Genomic DNA, 14375 nt, shown 5'->3' with positions numbered 1-14375 from the left:
ATGACGATCCGCATCGGCAATGCCCCCTGTTCCTGGGGCGTCGAATTCGCCAATGACCCGCGCAACCCGCCCTGGCGGTCGGTCCTGAAGGACTGCGCCGAGGCGGGCTATACCGGCATCGAGCTGGGGCCGGTGGGCTTCATGCCCGAGGATCCCGCCGTGCTGGCCGAGGCGCTGGACGAGCATGGGCTGGAGCTGATCGGGGGCGTGGTGTTCCGGGCGTTTCACGATCCGGATCAATGGGATGACGTGCTGGACGGGGCCGTGCGCACCTGCAAGGCGCTGGTTGCCCATGGCGCGCAGCACCTTGTGCTGATCGACAGTATCTCGCCGCGGCGCGCGCCGACGGCGGGGCGGCCCGGCGATGCCGAGCAGATGGAGGCCGCCGAATGGGCGGCGTTCCGCGACCGGATCGCCCATGTGGCGAAGATGGGCGCGGAAGACTACGGTCTGACGGTCGGCATCCATGCGCATGCGGCGGGATTCATGGATTTCGAGCCGGAGCTTGAACGCCTTTTGAACGAGATTCCCGAAGATATCCTTAAGATCTGCTTCGACACCGGCCATCATTCCTACGCGGGCTTTGACCCCGTGGCCTTCATGCGGCGCCACATCGACCGCATTTCCTACATGCATTTCAAGGATATCGACCCTGTCGTGAAGGCTGACGCCATCGCCAAGGGGACTGGCTTCTACGACGCCTGCGGGCAGGGGATTTTCTGCAACCTCGGGCAGGGCGACGTGGATTTCCCCGCCGTGCGGCAGATCCTGCTGGATGCGGGATTCGAAGGGTGGTGCACGGTCGAGCAGGATTGCGATCCGACGCTGGATGTCTCGCCCATCGACGACGCGCGGGCGAACCGCGACTACCTGCACAGCATCGGGTTCTGAGGGGGTCAGGCGATGAAACTCAACTGGGGCATGATCGGCGGCGGCGAAGGCAGCCAGATCGGGCCGGCGCACCGGCTTGGCGCGCAGGCGGACGGGAATTTTTCCTTGGTTGCCGGGGCATTGGACGCCGACGCTGAGAAGGGCCGAGCCTATGCGCAGCGGCTGGGCGTGGCGGCGGATCGGGCCTATGGCGACTGGCGCGAGATGCTGGAGGGGGAGCGGGGGCGCGCGGATCGCGTCGATCTCGTGACGGTGGCGACGCCGAACTCCACGCATTTCGAGATCACCAAGGCGTTTCTCGAGGCGGGCTTTCACGTGCTCTGCGAAAAGCCCATGACCATGACGGTCGAGGAGGGGGAGGAGATCGTCCGCGTGGCCCGCGCCACGGGGCGCATCTGCGCGGTCAATTACTGTTATTCCGCCTATCCGATGGTGCGCGAGATGCGGCACATGGTGGCCACGGGGCAGGTCGGGAAAGTGCGGCTGGTGGTCACGAATTTCAGCCACGGCCACCACGGCGATGCGACGGACGCGGACAATCCGCGGGTGCGCTGGCGCTACGATCCGGCGATGGCGGGTGTCTCGGGGCAGTTCGCCGATTGCGGCATCCACGCGCTGCATATGGCAAGTTTTATCGTTGGGGATCAGGTGGATAAGGTCTCGGCCGATTTCGCCTCGACGATCCCGTCCCGCGTGCTGGAAGATGACGCGATGGTCAATTTCCGCATGTCCGGCGGCACCGTCGGGCGGCTCTGGACCTCCTCCGTCGCCATCGGGCGGCAGCACGGGTTCGACATCCAGATCTTCGGGGAAACCGGTGGGATGCGCTGGGCGTCGGAGCAGCCGAACCAGGTGTTCTACACGCCCGTGGGCGGGCGGACGCAGATCATGGAGAAGGGCGAAAGCGGGCTGTCGGACGAGGCGGCGCGGCTGTCTCGCGTGGCCATTGCGCATCCCGAGGGGTTCCCGCTGGCGGTGGCGAATATCTACGTGGACCTTGCCGCCGCGATCCGGGGGGAGGCGCATGGCGCGCTGCCCACGGCGGAGGACGGGGTGCGGTCGATGGCCGCCGTTTACGCCTCGGTCGCCTCGGCCAGGGCGGATGGTGCGTGGACCGACGCAAGGCCGCCGATGTTCCGTTAGGGCCACGTCACACCGCGTACACAGGGCGTGCACACCGCGTGCATACGCGGTTTGCGCACCGTTTCGGGTAATATTGCCTTATGCTGCGCCCTGATGCACGGGGCGCAGCGTGCCGCGTTCCACCACCCGGCAGGGGAAGAGCCGCGTCTCGGGGTGGCGGTCGGGGCGTTCGATGGTGCCGACCACGAGGTCGATGGAGGCGCCGATGATCTCGGCGATGGGTTGGCGGATCGTGGTCAGGTCGATGTTCTGCCAGCGCGCCATGTCCATGTCGTTCAGCCCGATGATGCCGATATCCTCGGGGCAGCTCAGGCCCGCCTCCTCGATGGCCGAAAGCGCGCCGATCGAGAGCACGTCGTCGCCGCAGAAATACGCCTGCGCCGGGTCCTGCATCAGGAGGCGGGTCATCTCGACCCGGCCCGCGTCGAAGGAATAGGCGGAGGCGTAGCTGATCGAGACCTCGATCTCGGGGTGTTCGCGCAGCGCGCCGAAGAAGCCGAGCGCGCGGTCCTGGGTCGAGGTCGCCTTTTCGGGACCGCCGAGGAAGGCGACCTTTCGGTAGCCGCGGGCGATCAGCGCCTCGGCCGCCATGCGCCCGCAGGCGACGTTGTCGATGCCGACGACATGGACATTGGGCGAGGTGGAGAAGCGGCCGAAGGAATGGACGACCGGGACGCCCGCCTGCTTGAAGGCCTCGGCGAAGCTGGGGGGCAGGGTGGAGGAGGCGACGATCACCCCGTCCACGGAATATTGCCGGAGCATCCGGACGGAGTTCTGGGGATCGGTTTCATTGCTGAGATTGACCAGCAGCGGGCGAAGGCCCCGGTCCTGCAAGCCGCGGGTGAAGAGGTCGAAGACCTCGAGGAAAAGCGGGTTGTGGAAGTTGTTGGACACGAGCCCGATCAGCTTGGTCCGGCCCGTGGTGAGCGACGAGGCCAGCGCGTTCGGGCTGTAGCCCAGTTCGAGGGCGGCCTTTTCGACCTTGGCCCGCGTCTTGGGCGAGACCGAGGCCCCCTCGGTGAAGGTGCGCGACACGGCCGAGCGCGACACCCCCGCGCGATCCGCGACATCCCTGAGGGTCACTGCCATATGGCCTCCGTCTCGTACTGATACGGGGTGAGTTATACACGCCCGGAGCGCCCCGGATAGTGCCGTTTCGACGGATTATTGCAACCGGTTGCAAAATGCTTGATTCGGGTCTAACGTCCCCCGCATGGCGTGGCGGTGAGCGTTCCGCATGCAGCCAGGACATCTAGGGAGGAACTCATGAACGCATTCTGGAAGACGATGGCGGCGACGGCCGTTGCGGCCTCGGCGCTGATGGGCGCCACGGTCGCGCAGGCGGAGGGCGAGCGTTACGTGCTGGTCAGCCACGCGCCCGACAGCGACAGCTGGTGGAACACGATCAAGAACGGCCTGGCGCTGGCCGGCGAGCAGATGGGCGTGACGGTGGAATACCGCAACCCGCCGACCGGTGACCTTGCCGACATGGCACGCATCATCGAGCAGGCCGCGGCGAGCGGGCCGGACGGGATCATCACCACGCTGGCCGACCCCGACGTGCTGTCCGGCCCGATCCGGGCCGCGGTGGATTCGGGCATCGACGTGATCATCATCAACTCGGGCACGCCGGACCAGGCGCGCGAGGTGGGTGCGCTGATGTATGTGGGCCAGCCGGAATATGACGCGGGCTATGCCGCCGGTCTGCGGGCCGCGGGGGATGGCGTGGGCAGCTTCCTGTGCGTGAACCACTACATCTCCTCGCCCTCGTCGACCGAGCGCTGCCAGGGCTTCGCCGATGGCCTGGGCGTGGATCTGGGCAACCAGATGATCGACAGCGGGCAGGACCCGAGCGAGATCCAGAACCGGGTGATGGCCTACCTGAACGCCAACCCCGACACCGACGCGGTTCTGACGCTGGGCCCGACCAGTGCCGACCCGACGATCCTGGCGCTGGAAGAGATGGGCCTTGCCGGTGACATCTACTTCGGCACCTTCGACCTGGGCGAGAACATCGTGCAGGGCATCCGCGACGGCGTGATCCAGTGGGGCATCGACCAGCAGCCCTACCTGCAGGCCTACCTGCCGATCATCGTGATGGCCAACTACCACCGCTTCGGCGTTCTGCCGGGCAACAACATCAACTCGGGCCCCGGTTTCGTGACCGCCGACGGGCTGGAGATGGTGGAGCAGTTCGCGGGCGAATACCGCTGATCTGACGGGCGGGTGCGCGACGGGCGCGCCCGCCCCCCTTTACCCGTGTGACACTCGAGGGAGGAACGGCCATGTCCGAGGCAGGGCAGGGGGCGGCTTTGGCCCCGGCAAAGGACGAACGCGTCAAGGAGATCTCGGGGCTGCGCCGCGCCCTGATCCGGCCCGAGCTGGGCGCCATCGTGGGCACGATCGCGGTTTTCGTCTTCTTCATCGCCTTTGCCGCCGACAGCGGCATGTTCAACGCGCAGGGCATCCTCAACTGGTCGACGGTCTCGGCGCAGTTCATGATCATCGCGGTCGGTGCCTGCATGCTGATGATCGCGGGCGAGTTCGACCTGTCGGTCGGCTCGATGATCGGCTTCGCGGGCATGTCCATCGCGCTGATCTCGGTCACGCTGCAATGGCCGGTCTGGATCGCCATCCTGCTGACCTTCGTTCTGTGCGTCGCGGTGGGGGCGCTGAACGGGGTGATCGTGGTGCGCACGGGCCTTCCCAGTTTCATCGTGACGCTGGCCTTCCTCTTCATCCTGCGCGGCTTCACCATCTTCTTCCCGCAGCTGATCGAGCGGCAGACCATCATCGGCGGCATCTCGGACGCGGCGGAGGGCGATTGGCTTGCGCCGGTCTTCGGGGGCAAGATCCTCGGCTTCGTCTTCGACTGGCTGGCCGAGATGGAGATGATCGCGGTCTTCGAGCGCGGCACGCGGGCGGGCGAGCCCATCGTGGACGGTATCCCGATGCTGATCGTCTGGGCGTTGGCGCTGGTCGCGGTGGCGCATGTGATCCTGACGCGGACGCAGTTCGGCAACTGGGTCTTCGCCGCGGGCGGCGACGCGCAGGCGGCGCGTTACGTGGGCGTGCCGGTGAACCGGGTGAAGATCCTGATGTTCATGTTCACGGCGTTCTGCGCCTGTGTCTTCGCCACCTGCCAGGTGATGGAGTTCGGCTCGGCGGGGGCGGACCGCGGGCTGCTCAAGGAATTCGAGGCGATCATCGCGGTGGTGATCGGGGGGGCTTTGCTGACCGGTGGCTATGGCTCGGTCATCGGGGCGGCCTTGGGCGCGCTGATCTTCGGGGTGGTGCAGCAGGGGCTGTTCTTTGCCGGGGTCGAGTCGAGCCTGTTCCGGGTGTTCCTGGGGGTGATCCTGCTCTTTGCCGTCATCCTGAACACCTACATTCGCCGCATCATCACGGGGGAACGCTGATGTCCGGTTTCGATCACGATCCCATCGTCGAGATGCGCGGCATCGAGAAGCATTTCGGCCCGGTCATCGCGCTGAACGGGGTAAGTTTCGATATCCGGCCCGGCGAGTGCCATTGCCTGTTGGGCGACAACGGGGCGGGGAAATCGACCTTCATCAAGACGATGTCGGGCGTTCACAAGCCCACCCGCGGCGAGATCCTGTTCGAGGGGCGGCCGATGTCCTTCGACAGTCCGAGGGATGCCATGGAGGCGGGGATCGCCACGGTTTACCAGGATCTTGCGATGATCCCGCTGATGAGCGTGACGCGCAACTTCTGGATGGGGCGGGAGCCGATCCGCCGCGTCGGGCCGTTCAAGTTCATGGATTTCAAGACCGCCAACGCCGTGACGATGGAGGAGATGCGCAAGATGGGCATCAACCTGCGCTCGCCCGACCAGGCGGTCGGCACGCTGTCGGGCGGGGAGCGGCAGACGGTGGCGATTGCGCGCGCGGTGCATTTCGGGGCCAAGGTGCTGATCCTGGACGAGCCGACCAGCGCGCTGGGCGTGCGGCAGACGGCGAACGTGTTGGCGACCATCGACAAGGTGCGCAAGACGGGCATCGGGATCGTCTTCATCACCCATAACGTGCGGCACGCGCTGGCGGTGGGCGACCGGTTCACGGTGCTCAACCGGGGCCGCACGCTGGGCACCGCGCAGCGCGGGCAGATCACGCCCGAGGAGCTGCAGGACCTGATGGCCGGCGGGCAGGAGATGGTGGAACTGGAAGGCTCGCTCGGCGGGACCGTTTGAACGGGAGGGGCAAGGATGCTCGACCAGGGATATTTCGATCAGGAGAGCGGCACGCTCGAGGAGCTGGCGGCGCTGACGGGCCGGGTGCTGGAGGCGGGCGCGCTGGCCCATGCGGACGGGGTTGTGAAGAACGTGCCGCTTTACGACATGGGCGCGCTGCGCGGGCGGCTGGAGGAGGCCGGGGCGCGGCAGGCGCTGATGGCGGAATGGGCATGGGTGCTGGGGCAGGGGCCGGGGGTCTTGGTGCTGAAATCGGCCTATGCCGATACCGGGCCGGTGGACCGCGCGACCGAGGTGTTTCTGCGCATCATCGCCGAGGAAAAGGCCACCGGGCAGGGCAAGGGCGATCATTTCGCCGCCGCGGGGGCGAATGACCGGATCTGGAACAGCCTGCAGAAACAGTGCCTTGCCGATCCGGAGGGGTTCGCCCTGTATTACGGGAACCCCGTCATTGCCGCCGTTTGCGAGGCGTGGCTGGGGCCGTTTTCCCAGATGACGGCGCAGGTGAACCTGGTGCGTCCGGGCGGCAAGCCGCAGAGCGCGCACCGGGATTATCATCTCGGCTTCCAGACGGCCGATGTCGCCGCGCGCTTCCCCGCGCATGTGCATGCGCTCTCGGCGGTGATGACGCTGCAAGGGGCGGTCGCGCATTGCGACATGCCGGTCGAAAGTGGGCCGACGATGCTGTTGCCTTATTCGCAGCTCGTGCCGGGGGGCTACATGGCCTATCGCCGGGCGGATGTGGCGGCGTATTTCGCGGAACACGCGGTGCAGGTGCCGTTGCAGAAGGGGGATGCGGTGTTCTTCAACCCCGCGCTTTACCACGCGGCGGGCGAGAACCGGTCGGAGGGCATTCACCGCATGGCGAACCTGTTGCAGGTCTCCTCGGCCTTCGGGCGGGCGATGGAGGCGGTGGACCGCATGGCGATGTGCCGGGCGCTCTATCCGGCGCTGGCGCGGCTGACCTCCGAGGGGGTGCTTTCGGGGGCGGCTCTGGAGGCGGCGATCGCCGCGGGGGCGGAGGGGTATTCCTTTCCCACCAATCTCGACACCGACCCGCCGGTGGGCGGGCTGGCCCCCGAGACGCAGGCCGCGCTTGTGGCGCGTGGTCTCGCCGAGGGCTGGACGGCCGAGGCCTTCGAGGTGGCGCTGGACGCGCATGCGGCACGGCGGGCCCCCTGATGGCGGGGCTTTTGCGCAAACCCGGCGGCACGTCGGGCCATGTTCATGCGTTGACGCCCGAGGCGGCGGGCTGGGGCCATGTCGGTTTCGACCTGTGGCGGCTTGGCCCCGGCGAGGTGGCCGAGGGGCGGCTGGAGGGGCGCGAGGCGATCCTCGTGCTGGTCGAGGGCCATGCCGATGTGACCGCGGCGGGGCAGGATTTCGGGCGGATGGGCGAGCGGCTGGACGTCTTCGAGAAGACCGCGCCGCATTGCCTTTACGTGCCGCCGGGGGCCGAGTGGCGCGCGGTGGCGGCGACGGGCGTGACGCTGGCCGTCTGTACCGCGCCCAGCCCCGGCGGGCGGCCCGCGCAGCGGCTTGGCCCCGAGGGGATCGCGCTGGAGGATCGGGGCGCGGGGACGAACCTGCGCCACATCAACAACATCGCCATGGAAGGCCGCGACGTGGCCGACAGCCTGCTGGTGACGGAGGTCTTCACGCCCGCGGGGCATTGGTCGAGCTACCCGCCGCATCGCCATGACGAGGATGATTTCCCGAACCTCACCTATCTCGAAGAGACCTATTATCACCGGCTGAACCCCGCCAGCGGCTTCGGCATCCAGCGGGTGTTCACCGATGACCTGTCGCTCGACGAGACGATGGCGGTGGGCGATCATGATCTGGTGCTGGTGCCGCGGGGGCATCACCCCTGCGCGGCCCCTTACGGGGTGGAGATGTATTACCTCAACGTCATGGCCGGCCCGCGGCGGGCGTGGCGGTTCCGGACCCACCCGGATTTCGAGTGGCTGATGCGCTGAGGCGCTGTTACGGGCGCGTCAGACGAGGGTGAACAGGTCCATTATCACGCGGGCGGCCTCGCGTCGGCCGCTGCCGACGAAGAGTCGCCGGTTGACCCAGTCATAGCGCGGGTCGCCGGATTCGAGACGGGCATGGGTGCGCATGTAGTAGCTGTCGGGCGCGACAGTCTCGCCGCGGGCCAGTGCGGCGATGACCTCGGGCGGGCCGTTTCGCAGGCCGGTGTTCACGATCTCGATCAGCGCGCCGTCGTCGGTCTCGAAGGCGTAGCGCGTGTCGAGATGGGCATTGCCGTCGGCATGGATCGTCTGCCAATCCGCGCCGAGGTTCAGGATCTGCCCCGAGAGGGTCGGGCCGGTGACGCGCCCGCCGATGATGGGGATGATCCGCCGCTGGCCCGCGCGGCCCGGTCCCATCTCGCGGATCGGGGCAAGCTCGACCTCGAGCCGACAGAAGAACTCGAGCGGGGGCGGGGCGGGGGCTTTGGTGACGGTCATCTCGGGGGCGATCCTTCGGCACGGTCTGTCGGGCAAGGATGACGCGCCGCGCGCGCCGGTTCAAGCCAGCCGCAGCCCCGAGGCCGCGCGGCCCATCGCCCCCTCGCCGAAGGTGAAGAGATCGTGGCGCAGCATGATCGCGCCCGCGCGCACGAGGGTGCGGTCGTCCGACAGCTCGATCCGCCAGCGGGCGGGGGGCGTGCCGTATTGCAGCATCGAGGTGTAGGCGGCGAAGGTTTCGGCCTCGAGTTCCTTGAGGATCGCGGCCATGGGGCCCGAGAACAGCATGACGCCGGGGTCCATGAGGCTGGTGAGGTTGGTCAACCCCTCGGCGAGCGCGCGGCTCCAGTCCTGCAGGGCGCGGCGGGTGCCGGGGTGGCCCGCGCGATACTCGTCCAGAAGGCTCTCGATGCTGTCGGCCGATCCGCCCAGCGCGCGGCTGCGCGACATCAGCGCGGCGTAGCCGGCGATATCCTCGAGCCGGTGCATCGCCGCGCCGTCGCGCGCCGAGATGAACATGTGGCCGATTTCCCCGGCCAGCCCGGCATTGCCGTTGATCACCGTGCCGTTGGCGACCAGCCCGCCGCCGATGCCCGCGTCCATCCAGACCACGATGGCATTGCCGCCAAGGCGGTCGGGGTGGCGATTCGAAAAGGCCGCCGCGTAGAGCGAGGCATCGTTGGAGACATGCAGCCGGTCGATCCGCGGCAGGCTGTCCCTGAGCTGCGCGGTCAGCGGCACGTCGCGCCAGCCCAGCGTGGGCGCGCGCAGGATCAGGCCGTTGTCGGTGACCACGCCCGGCACCGACACCGCAAGCCCCGCGACATCGTCGCGCCCGTCGATCAGCGCGCGGGTCAGCTCGGCCACGGCCGCCATCGTGGCTTCGGCGGTCTGCTCGGCGGGGGCGATGTCGCGGCTGCGGAAGGCGACGATCCCGCCCAGGGTATCGGTCAGCCCGACCTTGATGCAGCCGAAGGAGATGTCGACCGCGGCGAAGGTGCAGAAGCCCGGCGTGAGTTCCAGCCGCTCGCCGGGGCGGCCGAAGCGCCGGACGGCGGTTTTCGGGTCGGTGTCGAGCGGATCGGCGAAGCGCAGAAGGCCCAGGTCCAGCAGCCGCGCGGTGGGCGCGCCGACGGTCGAGCGGGTCACGCCCATCTCGCGCGCCAGTTCGGCCCGGCTGAGGGGCACGCCCTTGGCGAGAACCTGCAGGATGGTGGCTTCGGTCTCGTTCCTGAGGGTGAGCATGGGGCGGCGTCTCCTTCCGGCGCATCGTCTCGCATCGAAAACCTGTTGACAATGGCCTGAATTCGTATTTGTTCGATACAAAAACATAATCATGCTGTCGTCAACATGGAGGAGAAGATGACGAAGTATCTGACACGGGGCGTTGGTGCCCTGCTTTCGATGACCGCCCTGAGCGCGCCGGCCCTGGCCGACGAGGTCGAGGTCATGCACTGGTGGACATCGGGCGGCGAGGCCGCGGCCATCGCAGTGCTGCAGGAGGATCTGCAGGCGCGGGGCACCGGTTGGGTCGACATGGCGATCGCGGGCGGTGGTGGCGATGCCGCGATGACCGCCCTGCGGGCCCGCGTGGTGGCCGGCAATCCGCCGACGGCGGCGCAAATGCTGGGCATGACGGTCCGCGACTGGGCGGACGAGGGCTTCCTCGGCAATCTCAACGCGGTGGCCGAGGCCGAAGGCTGGAACGACGTGGTTCCGCCCGCGGTGCAGGCCTTCGGCACCCATGACGGGGAATGGGTCGCGGCCCCGGTGAACATCCACCGCCCGCACTGGGTCTGGGCGAATGCCGGGATCTTCGAGGAGCTGGGCCTGTCGATGCCCACCACCTGGGACGAGTTCTTTGCCGCGGCCGATGCCATCGAGGCCGCCGGTCACGTCGGCGTGGCGATGGGCGGGCAGGCCTGGCAGGAGGCGACGATCTGGGAAGCGATCGTGCTGTCGGTCTCGCCCGCGCTTTACGAGGCCGCGATCATCAACGCCGACATGGACGCGCTGGGGTCGGAGGGGATCGTCGAAAGCTTCGAGATCTTCCGCCGCGTGCTGGGCTATGCCGATCCGGGCTATGCCGGGCGCGACTGGAACCTGGCCACCGCCATGGTCATCAACGGCGAGGCCGGGATGCAGATCATGGGCGACTGGGCCAAGGGCGAGGTGATCAACGCGGGCCTGACGCCGGGCGAGCAGGTGCTGTGCGCCGTGGTGCCGGGCACCGACGGGGCGTTCCTGTTCAACACCGATTTCTTCGCCATGTTCGACGTGGGCGAGGATGCGCAGGCCGCGCAGCGCAACATGGCCTCGGCGGCGATGTCGGTGAGCTTCCAGGAGACGTTCAACCTCGCCAAGGGGTCGATCCCGGCGCGCACCGACGTGCCGTCCGCGAATTTCGATGTCTGTGGTCAGACCTCGATGGCCGACCTGGTCGAGGCGACCGAGGCGGGCACCCTGTTCGGGTCGCTTGCGCATGGTCACGGGCAGCCCGCCTCGGTGCAGGCGGCCTATCTCGACGTGGTGACGCAATTCGCCAATTCCGACATGACCCCCGAGGCCGCGGCCGAGGCGCTGGTCGCGTCGGTGGGCGGCGCGCTCTGAGGGCATCCTCCCCGTGGTGATGGGCGGCGGCGATCCGCGGCCGCCCATCGCTTCCTCCCCGCCGTCCTGCGCCGCGCGCGCGCCCGCGATTTCCAGCCGTCAGGACATGCCCCGCCGCGGGCGGTGTCCCGGTGGCCCGTTCAACGCCGAGCCGATCCATGCGCTTTTTCAAGGCCCGACTTCCGCAGCTGACGCTTCTGCCCAGCCTCGTGCTGGTGGCGGTGTCGGTTTACGGCTTCATCGCGCTGACCTTCGTGATCTCGCTCACGCGGTCGCGGATGCTGCCGCGCTTCGACCGCTGGGAGGGGTTCGACAATTACGCCCGCGTCTGGTCGCATCCGCGGTGGGAGGTGGCGGTCGAGAATTTCGCCATCTTCGGCCTGCTCTACATCGGCGGGACGTTGGTGATCGGGCTGGGGCTTGCGATCCTGCTCGATCAGAAGATCCGCGCCGAGGGGGCGCTGCGCACGATCTACCTGTATCCCATGGCGCTGAGCTTCATCGTGACCGGGGTCGCGTGGCAATGGCTGATGTCGCCGGACCTGGGTCTTCAGCACGCCTTTCGCACCTGGGGCTGGGAGAGCTTCAGCTTCGACTGGATCACGCAATCGGAGATGGCGATCTATTGCGTCGTGATCGCGGGCGCGTGGCAGGCGAGCGGTTTCGTCATGGCGCTGTTTCTCGCCGCGCTGCGCGGGATCAACACCGAGATCATCTCGGCCGCGCGGATGGACGGGGCTTCGGGGCCGGCGATCTACTGGCACATCATCATCCCGGCGCTGCGGCCCGCCTTTCTGACGGCGATCGTCGTGCAGGGGCACCTGTCGATCAAGAGTTACGACCTGGTCGTCGCGCTGACCCGCGGGGGGCCGGGGTTCGCCACCGAGCTGCCGTCGACCTTCATGTATGAATTCACCTTTTCGCGCAACGAGATGGCGATGGGGGCGGCCAGCGCGGTGATGATGCTGGTGCTGCTGACCGTGCTGATCGTGCCCTACCTGTATTCGGAGCTGCGCCATGGCCGCTGACATGCGCCGCAGTGTCCAGCGGGGGGTCGTCTACCTCGTGCTTGTTCTGGCGGCGGGCTTTTTCCTGCTGCCGCTGGTGGCGATGGTCTTCACCTCGCTCAAGACCATGCCCGAGATCACCGGGGGTGCGGGGTTCGAGACCGCGACCATCCTGTCGCCGCCGCGGCTCTGGTCCTTCGAGGCCTGGGGGCTCGCGTGGTCCTCGGCCTGCATCGCGGTGGCCTGCGAGGGGCTGCGGGGCTATTTCTGGAACTCGATCCTGCTGGTCGTCTTCGCCGTCTCGATCTCGGTCGCGCTGGGGGCGGTCAACGGCTACGTGCTGTCGAAATGGCGGTTCCGGGGCGACAGCATCATCTTCGGGATGCTGCTGTTCGGCTGCTTCATCCCGTTCCAGATCGTGCTGATCCCGATGGCGCGGCTGCTGGGCCTGCTGGACTTGGCGGGCACGCTGGGGGGGCTGGTGCTTGTGCATGTGTGCTACGGCATCCCCTTCACCACGCTCTTCTTCCGGAATTTCTACGTCACCGTTCCCGACGAGCTGATCGCGGCGGGGCGGATGGACGGGGCGGGGTTCTGGCAGATCTTCACCATCATCCTCGTGCCGATCAGCTGGCCGATCTTCGTGGTGGCGATCATCTGGCAGTTCACGAACGTCTGGAACGATTTCCTGTTCGGGGCGTCCTTCGCGGGGCCCGACACGCGGCCGCTGATGGTCGCGCTCAACAACCTCGTCAACACCTCGACGGGGACCAAGGCCTACAACGTCGACATGGCCGGCGCGATGATCGCCGCCCTGCCGACCATGCTCGTCTACATCGTCGGCGGCAGGTATTTCCTGCGCGGCCTGACGTCCGGGGCGGTGAAAGGATAGTCATGGCATCGCTCAGCATCGACCGCGTGACCAAGCGTTTCGGCGCGACCGAGGTTCTGCACGAGGTCTCGATCGACATCGAGGCGGGGGATTTCCTGGTGCTCGTCGGCCCCTCGGGCTGCGGCAAGTCCACGCTTCTGAACATGATCGCCGGTCTGACCGAGCTGTCGGGCGGCGAGATCCGGCTGGCGGATCGCCGCATCGACGGGCTGGAGCCCAAGGCGCGCAACATCGCCATGGTGTTCCAGTCCTACGCGCTTTACCCGGCGATGACGGTCGAGAAGAACATCGCCTTTCCGCTGCGGATGGCAGGCATGGACAAGGCGGCGCAGGCCGCCAAGGTCGCCGAGGTGGCCGAGCTTCTTCAGATCGGGCACTTGCTGAAGCGCAAGCCCGCGGCCCTGTCGGGCGGCCAGCGCCAGCGCGTCGCCATGGGCCGGGCGCTGGTGCGCGACCCTCGGCTGTTCCTGTTCGACGAGCCGCTGTCGAACCTCGACGCGAAGCTGCGGGTGGACATGCGCACCGAGATCAAGCGCCTGCATCAGCGGCTGGGCACCACCATCGTCTACGTCACCCATGACCAGGTCGAGGCGATGACCATGGCCACGAAGATCGCGGTGATGGAGGGCGGCGCGGTGCAGCAGTTCGGCACGCCCGCCGAGATCTACGACCGCCCGGCCAACCGCTTCGTCGCCACCTTCATGGGCTCGCCCGCGATGAACCTGGTCAAGGGGCGGGTCCGCGACGGGGCCTTTGTCGCGCAGGGGGCGGCGGCGGCGGCGGCGGGCGAGTTGCGCCTGCCCCTGCCGCGCGGGACCGTGCCGCTGGCCGAGGGGCGCGAGATCGAGCTGGGCCTGCGGCCCGAATGGATCTCGACCGAGGCGGGGCCGGGCTCGGTTCCCTTCGCGGCACGGGTCGAGCTGATCGAGCCGACCGGGCCCGACATCTACGCCATGCTCGAGGCGGCGGGGCAATCGCTGGTGGCGCGGCTGCCCGCGCGCGCGGGGCTGCGCGAGAAGACCGAGGCGGCGCTGCATCTCGACATGGCCCAGGCGGTCGTCTTCGACCCGGAGACGGGCGCATCGCTGATGGCGCCCTGAGCGATGGCGGCACAGGTGACTTTCCGCCCGATGGGCGCAACAGGACAG

Annotated in this window: 14 protein-coding genes; 11 read left to right on the top strand and 3 right to left on the bottom strand. The window is 67.9% G+C overall.

Annotation, left to right across the window (positions count from 1 at the left end):
• Together QQK83_RS03050 and QQK83_RS03045 are read left to right on the top strand one after the other, a co-directional pair.
• Positions 1 to 891, top strand: a complete 891-nt coding sequence (locus QQK83_RS03050) for a sugar phosphate isomerase/epimerase family protein (RefSeq protein WP_284261584.1) — start codon at positions 1 to 3, stop codon at positions 889 to 891.
• A gap of 12 nt (positions 892 to 903) precedes the next feature.
• Positions 904 to 2034, top strand: a complete 1131-nt coding sequence (locus QQK83_RS03045) for a Gfo/Idh/MocA family protein (protein ID WP_284261582.1) — start codon at positions 904 to 906, stop codon at positions 2032 to 2034.
• Between the two features lie 78 nt (positions 2035 to 2112).
• On the opposite strand, the gene QQK83_RS03040 is transcribed toward QQK83_RS03045, so the two are convergent.
• Positions 2113 to 3123, bottom strand: coding sequence for a LacI family DNA-binding transcriptional regulator (locus QQK83_RS03040; protein ID WP_284261580.1), 1011 nt, complete (start codon positions 3121 to 3123; stop codon positions 2113 to 2115).
• 177 nt (positions 3124 to 3300) lie between these two features.
• On the opposite strand from QQK83_RS03040, the gene QQK83_RS03035 reads away from it, so the two are divergent.
• The 5 genes from QQK83_RS03035 to iolB all read left to right on the top strand — a co-directional run bounded on the left by QQK83_RS03035 (position 3301) and on the right by iolB (position 8223).
• Complete coding sequence (locus tag QQK83_RS03035; RefSeq protein WP_284261577.1) at positions 3301 to 4248, top strand: sugar ABC transporter substrate-binding protein; 948 nt, start codon at positions 3301 to 3303, stop codon at positions 4246 to 4248.
• A gap of 71 nt (positions 4249 to 4319) precedes the next feature.
• Positions 4320 to 5453, top strand: coding sequence for an ABC transporter permease (locus QQK83_RS03030; protein ID WP_284261575.1), 1134 nt, complete (start codon positions 4320 to 4322; stop codon positions 5451 to 5453).
• Positions 5453 to 6244: an ATP-binding cassette domain-containing protein gene (locus QQK83_RS03025; RefSeq protein WP_284261573.1), complete on the top strand. Its 792-nt coding sequence runs from the start codon at positions 5453 to 5455 to the stop codon at positions 6242 to 6244. The genes QQK83_RS03030 and QQK83_RS03025 overlap by 1 nt, the downstream gene beginning before the upstream one ends.
• 15 nt (positions 6245 to 6259) lie before the next feature.
• Complete coding sequence (locus QQK83_RS03020; protein ID WP_284261571.1) at positions 6260 to 7426, top strand: phytanoyl-CoA dioxygenase family protein; 1167 nt, start codon at positions 6260 to 6262, stop codon at positions 7424 to 7426.
• A complete protein-coding gene (gene iolB, locus QQK83_RS03015; protein ID WP_284261570.1) occupies positions 7426 to 8223 on the top strand; it encodes a 5-deoxy-glucuronate isomerase in 798 nt (265 codons plus the stop codon). The genes QQK83_RS03020 and iolB overlap by 1 nt, the downstream gene beginning before the upstream one ends.
• An 18-nt stretch (positions 8224 to 8241) precedes the next feature.
• On the opposite strand, the gene QQK83_RS03010 is transcribed toward iolB, so the two are convergent.
• Entirely contained in the window at positions 8242 to 8718 is a 477-nt protein-coding gene (locus QQK83_RS03010) for a DUF3237 domain-containing protein (protein ID WP_284261569.1), read from the bottom strand.
• Positions 8719 to 8778: 60 nt separating this feature from the next.
• Positions 8779 to 9963, bottom strand: a complete 1185-nt coding sequence (locus QQK83_RS03005) for an ROK family transcriptional regulator (RefSeq protein ID WP_284261568.1) — start codon at positions 9961 to 9963, stop codon at positions 8779 to 8781.
• Positions 9964 to 10080: 117 nt separating this feature from the next.
• Between QQK83_RS03005 and QQK83_RS03000 the strand changes: the two genes are divergently transcribed.
• From QQK83_RS03000 to QQK83_RS02985, 4 genes are all read left to right on the top strand, one after another.
• The gene (locus tag QQK83_RS03000) at positions 10081 to 11328 is read left to right on the top strand and encodes an ABC transporter substrate-binding protein (protein ID WP_284261567.1); all 1248 of its coding nucleotides are present in this window, start codon (positions 10081 to 10083) and stop codon (positions 11326 to 11328) included.
• A 158-nt stretch (positions 11329 to 11486) separates the two neighbouring features.
• On the top strand, positions 11487 to 12356 hold the full coding sequence (locus QQK83_RS02995; protein WP_284261566.1) for a carbohydrate ABC transporter permease: 870 nt from the start codon (positions 11487 to 11489) through the stop codon (positions 12354 to 12356).
• A 1-nt stretch (position 12357) separates the two neighbouring features.
• Entirely contained in the window at positions 12358 to 13227 is an 870-nt protein-coding gene (locus tag QQK83_RS02990) for a carbohydrate ABC transporter permease (protein WP_284261565.1), read from the top strand.
• 2 nt (positions 13228 to 13229) lie between these two features.
• Positions 13230 to 14327, top strand: coding sequence for an ABC transporter ATP-binding protein (locus QQK83_RS02985; RefSeq protein ID WP_284261563.1), 1098 nt, complete (start codon positions 13230 to 13232; stop codon positions 14325 to 14327).
• Positions 14328 to 14375: the final 48 nt, after the last annotated feature.

The sequence above is a fragment of the Roseicyclus amphidinii genome (assembly GCF_030163755.1).
GTDB lineage: Bacteria > Pseudomonadota > Alphaproteobacteria > Rhodobacterales > Rhodobacteraceae > Roseicyclus > Roseicyclus amphidinii.
Note: the sequence above shows the minus strand (reverse complement) of the source record. Positions and strands in the feature narration are given on the sequence as shown.

Excerpts from the sequence above, each read along its gene's own strand:
- QQK83_RS03050 (WP_284261584.1), top strand. The coding sequence starts at position 1 with ATGACGATCCGCATCGGCAATGCCCCCTGTTCCTGGGGCGTCGAATTC.
- QQK83_RS03045 (WP_284261582.1), top strand. The coding sequence starts at position 904 with ATGAAACTCAACTGGGGCATGATCGGCGGCGGCGAAGGCAGCCAGATC.
- iolB (WP_284261570.1), top strand. The coding sequence starts at position 7,426 with ATGGCGGGGCTTTTGCGCAAACCCGGCGGCACGTCGGGCCATGTTCAT.
- QQK83_RS02985 (WP_284261563.1), top strand. The coding sequence starts at position 13,230 with ATGGCATCGCTCAGCATCGACCGCGTGACCAAGCGTTTCGGCGCGACC.
- QQK83_RS03040 (WP_284261580.1), bottom strand. The coding sequence starts at position 3,123 with ATGGCAGTGACCCTCAGGGATGTCGCGGATCGCGCGGGGGTGTCGCGC.
- QQK83_RS03030 (WP_284261575.1), top strand. The coding sequence starts at position 4,320 with ATGTCCGAGGCAGGGCAGGGGGCGGCTTTGGCCCCGGCAAAGGACGAA.
- QQK83_RS03035 (WP_284261577.1), top strand. The coding sequence starts at position 3,301 with ATGAACGCATTCTGGAAGACGATGGCGGCGACGGCCGTTGCGGCCTCG.
- QQK83_RS02995 (WP_284261566.1), top strand. The coding sequence starts at position 11,487 with ATGCGCTTTTTCAAGGCCCGACTTCCGCAGCTGACGCTTCTGCCCAGC.
- QQK83_RS03010 (WP_284261569.1), bottom strand. The coding sequence starts at position 8,718 with ATGACCGTCACCAAAGCCCCCGCCCCGCCCCCGCTCGAGTTCTTCTGT.
- QQK83_RS03005 (WP_284261568.1), bottom strand. The coding sequence starts at position 9,963 with ATGCTCACCCTCAGGAACGAGACCGAAGCCACCATCCTGCAGGTTCTC.
- QQK83_RS03025 (WP_284261573.1), top strand. The coding sequence starts at position 5,453 with ATGTCCGGTTTCGATCACGATCCCATCGTCGAGATGCGCGGCATCGAG.
- QQK83_RS03020 (WP_284261571.1), top strand. The coding sequence starts at position 6,260 with ATGCTCGACCAGGGATATTTCGATCAGGAGAGCGGCACGCTCGAGGAG.
- QQK83_RS03000 (WP_284261567.1), top strand. The coding sequence starts at position 10,081 with ATGACGAAGTATCTGACACGGGGCGTTGGTGCCCTGCTTTCGATGACC.
- QQK83_RS02990 (WP_284261565.1), top strand. The coding sequence starts at position 12,358 with ATGCGCCGCAGTGTCCAGCGGGGGGTCGTCTACCTCGTGCTTGTTCTG.